Here is a 4,226-nt window from a genome sequence, read left to right as displayed (position 1 = left end):
CATGCAAGTTATTACTAATTTGTTCGTATCTGTATTTTCAAGTCAGGCTAAACGTGTAAGTCCTGAAAAGAAAATACAAGGTCTTGTGTACCTTGTCCGAGATAAAATAGGGGCTGTCAGTCTGAAAAGAGTGATAGATAAAGCGAAATGCGAAATCAAACGGAGAGAAACCGCCCTAACAAATCGGCAATGAGGAAGTGATATTGAACTAGTCAATCATTTTGAGATTGATTACTCAATTATTCCAAGTTGAGCCTCGCTCATGTTTTAGTTGGATATGATGACGTTAAGGCGAGATGTCCCCGGTGTGATATACCGCAGGTCATCTGAAAACAAAACACACTAATTTTATATTGTATAATAACAGACTGTATCTTAATCTGTTATCAAACTGACAAGTTTTATTCGCATAAAAAACGGATAAATATTGTCAACACAAGCTTTAAGCGGGCTAATCTATAAGCCTACTAACTGTCATTGATAGCTTGTGTTTAATCTAACTAAATGACAAATGCTGAAAATTATTCAAGATAAGAATTAAAAATCACAACCAAAGTCTAGTTTGAGGATTAGATTTTGAGACAGACAAATTTTGTCTGTTGTAAACAGCCTATAAAATCAATCTCGGGTTTTATAGGTTGCTTAGAGCAGATAAAACTATTTATTCGCATAAAGAAACTGACAACTGGATAATTCTAGTTGTTTTTTCTATCCCAAAATAAGACTAAGGAGACAATCAAAGTGATCGAAAAACACAAAACATTTACGCCTGAACAACTCAGAGCCCAAACAGGAATAGACGAGATAACTTATTCAACCTACTTTCAAACGCTGTGGTGCTTAAAATACACGTTCACTCGTGATGAAAACAAACATATTATCTTTTCAAAAGATGAGGTTTATATGTTTAAAGCTGTGCATGAACTGCATGAAAAAACTTCTTTATCTATTGAATATCTATTTGTGGTTGTCTGGTATTTTTTATTAGACCTTATACTACGAAATAACAATATTCTTGTTTCCCCAATGCCACCTGAAACAAAAAAAAAGATTAACCTTTAACTCCAAACCGCCAACTGATTGACGGTTTTTTATTACAACATTTATCTGTTGTAAACAGCCTATAAACGCCTCCCCCTTTTTTATTACCTTTCTATTTTTTAGGGAGTGTTCCCGCTTTATAGGTTGTTTAGAGCAGATAATCTTATCTGTATCATATTTTTAAAGGAGTGTGACAAATGTAGAAAACAAGGACACACCTATCAAGGCTAAGTTTGCGGATTGAGCTTGATAGTGCTGTGTCAAGAAAGGAAAATTATGGACTATAAAGATATTGCTAAAGCAGTTAAAAGAAGTCCTCAGACAGTGCGAAAATGGTGTCCGAAAATCACGGCTTTATCTGGCTATGACTTTGATTTTGAAGTAGTAAAGCGCAGAGACGGCGAAAGAAAGATACCTCATTTCACAAAAACAGACCTGAATAAGTTCATGGCATTAAGGCAAGCATTAGCTTCAAGCGGTAGCTTTGAACAATCAGTATTTAAAGTTTATGGCAACTTAAAAGCCAAGCGGGAACGAGAAATATTCAATGAGATTGACGAAGTAGACCAGACCTCTTATGACAGATTTCTGACCCTTTCAAAAAAGGTCAGGGAACTTAAAAAGAGTAATGATGACTTAACTCAGAGAATATGTGAATTAGAACAATTTAACAGTAGGCTCGAAAAACTTGAAATCGGGCTGAGGAAAAAGACGATAAAGGAATTAATAAATGAACAATAAAATTAAAACAACTGATACACCAGCACTTAAAAGCCTGTTGCTTGAACAATCACAATTTGATTTGCCTAGATTATTTCAGGTAGACTTTTCAAAAGCACGTGCCAGTAAGTACGATAAAGACAACAATCAAACAAATGCCGTGCAAAAATACACGCTAGACGGTGTTGATGCTAATCTATTTAAAGCTGTTCAAGGTGCTGGTGGAAATGTCTCAGACCTTTCAAGTACACGTATTGAGGTAACTGGTGGCTTCCGTGACATTGAGAGCTTGGTTGACAGTGATATGTCTGTGGCGGTTGAGTTGCTTAACCCACGTGTGACTTTGTTGTGGGTAGATGGCAGTGACGGTCGTGCGGGATACAAAGCATTCAAGATTGTGGCTGATGGCATTAAATTGCCTGCGGACAGAGTAGAGAAAAAAGAGACAAAATAACACCATTAAAACTCTTTGAGTTGCGGTTATCCACCGTCCTTGTAGCAACCTGCCGTCGTTGAGCGCAAGCGGAAGACGGCAGAGGGGCTAAAGGACGAGAGGTGGCATAGCCCAACTCAAAAAGTTTTTTGGCATTCTATTCTCACATGTCACATTTTACCTATTTTTGCCTAACGCACGCACTGTTTAGGGCTTGTCGATAAACAGTGCAAACCCTGTGTTTGCAAGGGTGTAAACCCTGCCTAGCGTATGCGGAAAAGGCAAAAACAACTGAACAAAAAAATGTGACAATAGATGTGACAATAGAAAAAAATCACGCCTATTGTCACAAAATTATGCCTTAATGTCACAAAAAGGAGGTAAAAAAAATAAGCAAAAATAGAAATCAATCCAGAAAATTCATCTTTTCTCAATATCTCAACCCCGACTACTGGGCTTGGGACAATGACAAATTAGCTTTATTTGATGATTGGGAAACCAACAAAACCAAAATCTTTGAGGAAATCTACAACTCATTGAAAACTATGAAAGATTTTGAAGAGATTGCTTTGATTGTCCATGATAAAGATAAAAAAGCTAATGATAGCGTGATACTCCCTCATATTCATGGTTATATTGCTTTTAAAGGGGCTTTTGACTTAGAGCGAGTAGCTAGACGGATTGGGATTGAACCACAATATGTAGAAAAGCCAAAAGGCGGTAAGCACGTCGAGATAAACAACAAACCTTATCTTATCCACGCTAAAAACCCAGAAAAATATCAATACTCAGCTAATGAGGTTGAAACCTTTGGGACTTTTGATTATGTCGCCTACATTGAGGAAAATTCGGACGAACTGAAAAAAAGAGCAGCCACCGTTAAGCGTGAGGAATTAAAAACTAGCTTTGATTACGTTCGCCAACAACTTCTATTAGGAAAAATGAAAAAAGAAGATTTAAAAGATGATGACGATTTAAATTTACTTTATGGCTTGCATGAAGATGTTTTTAATAAGGCTATGGACTTTTACGGCGCTGACTTGGGCTATAAAAGACTGAAAATGTTAAAAAATAGAGACTATCAATTAACAGTCCTCTATATTCAAGGTAAGCCCGGAATTGGCAAAACTCGTTTAACGGCATTGATAGCTGATAAACTAGAAAAGTATGGGATTGAAAACGGCTTTGAGAGTAAAATTTACAATGCCTCTTCAAGTAACCCCTTTGATGAATATGTTGGGGAGGACATTTTAATCTTAGATGATTTGCGTGTTAAAAGTTTATCCGTCTCTGATTGGTTGAAAATTTTTGACCCTCTCAATTCAGCTAGAATGTCAGCACGTTATAAAAATAAGATGGTTGTACCACGTACAATTATTGTGGCAAACTATCAATCTCCTATTGACTTCTTCAAAGAATTAAAGGGCGAAGATTTAGACCAGTTCGTCAGACGAGTTGGCAATTATGTAGAAATTCACTCCAAAGACTTTCCAAGACATGATGATGATTTTATTTACAATATCTCAGAAGTTTTCAAACGTGATGTTCCAAGGAATATCCAAGTATCGGAAGATGAATGTGTGTCATTAAATTTTGACTTTAAAAAAATATTTATCGAAAATGGCGATAGGGAAAAGTTTGCGGATAGAGTAATAAAAGATATTATCGTCCCTAGGTCATTCCCTCAGAAAAAGAAAGAAGAATTATTAAATGAAAAAGAAACTGACAGATGAAATTAAATACTTAAACAAACTCCCTCTTGACCAAACTGCTTTTGACATACCAGAAATCATCACAATTGATTTTACAACAGTTCGCCCTATCTATGCTTATGAAAAAGGTGTGATTAGCACCACCGTTAAGTATTATACTGCAAAAGGGGTCGATGAAAAAGTTTATCACTCTTTGAAAGAATTAGGCTTTGATTTTTCTTCTATGCCACAATTTAACATTGATTTAAGAGGGAATTTAGACGAAATCAAAAAAGTTAAAAGCTTAAAAATAATTGCCAATGTCAAACTACTTAACCCTA

At 35.9% G+C, this 4,226-nt stretch carries 6 protein-coding genes; all 6 read left to right on the top strand.

Features of this window, described 5'->3' with window-relative positions; genetic code table 11:
- On the top strand, positions 1–193 hold a 193-nt coding region (locus tag ACYQ21_RS14800), incomplete at its 5' end, for a hypothetical protein (protein ID WP_460059382.1).
- 548 nt (positions 194–741) lie between these two features.
- A complete protein-coding gene (locus tag ACYQ21_RS14795) occupies positions 742–1,062 on the top strand; it encodes a hypothetical protein (protein WP_460059380.1) in 321 nt (106 codons plus the stop codon).
- A 255-nt stretch (positions 1,063–1,317) separates the two neighbouring features.
- Positions 1,318–1,782: a hypothetical protein gene (locus tag ACYQ21_RS14790; RefSeq protein WP_460059378.1), complete on the top strand. Its 465-nt coding sequence runs from the start codon at positions 1,318–1,320 to the stop codon at positions 1,780–1,782.
- On the top strand, positions 1,772–2,215 hold the full coding sequence (locus ACYQ21_RS14785) for a hypothetical protein (RefSeq protein WP_460059376.1): 444 nt from the start codon (positions 1,772–1,774) through the stop codon (positions 2,213–2,215). Before ACYQ21_RS14790 ends, ACYQ21_RS14785 begins: the two co-directional genes overlap by 11 nt.
- Positions 2,216–2,739: 524 nt before the next feature.
- Positions 2,740–3,927, top strand: coding sequence for a Rep family protein (locus tag ACYQ21_RS14780; RefSeq protein ID WP_460059384.1), 1,188 nt, complete (start codon positions 2,740–2,742; stop codon positions 3,925–3,927).
- Positions 3,905–4,226: hypothetical protein (locus tag ACYQ21_RS14775; protein ID WP_460059374.1), on the top strand; the 322-nt coding region annotated here is incomplete at its 3' end. The genes ACYQ21_RS14780 and ACYQ21_RS14775, both read left to right, overlap by 23 nt.

This window comes from Pseudolactococcus yaeyamensis, from assembly GCF_054658615.1.
This window is presented reverse-complemented; position numbering and strand designations above follow the sequence as displayed.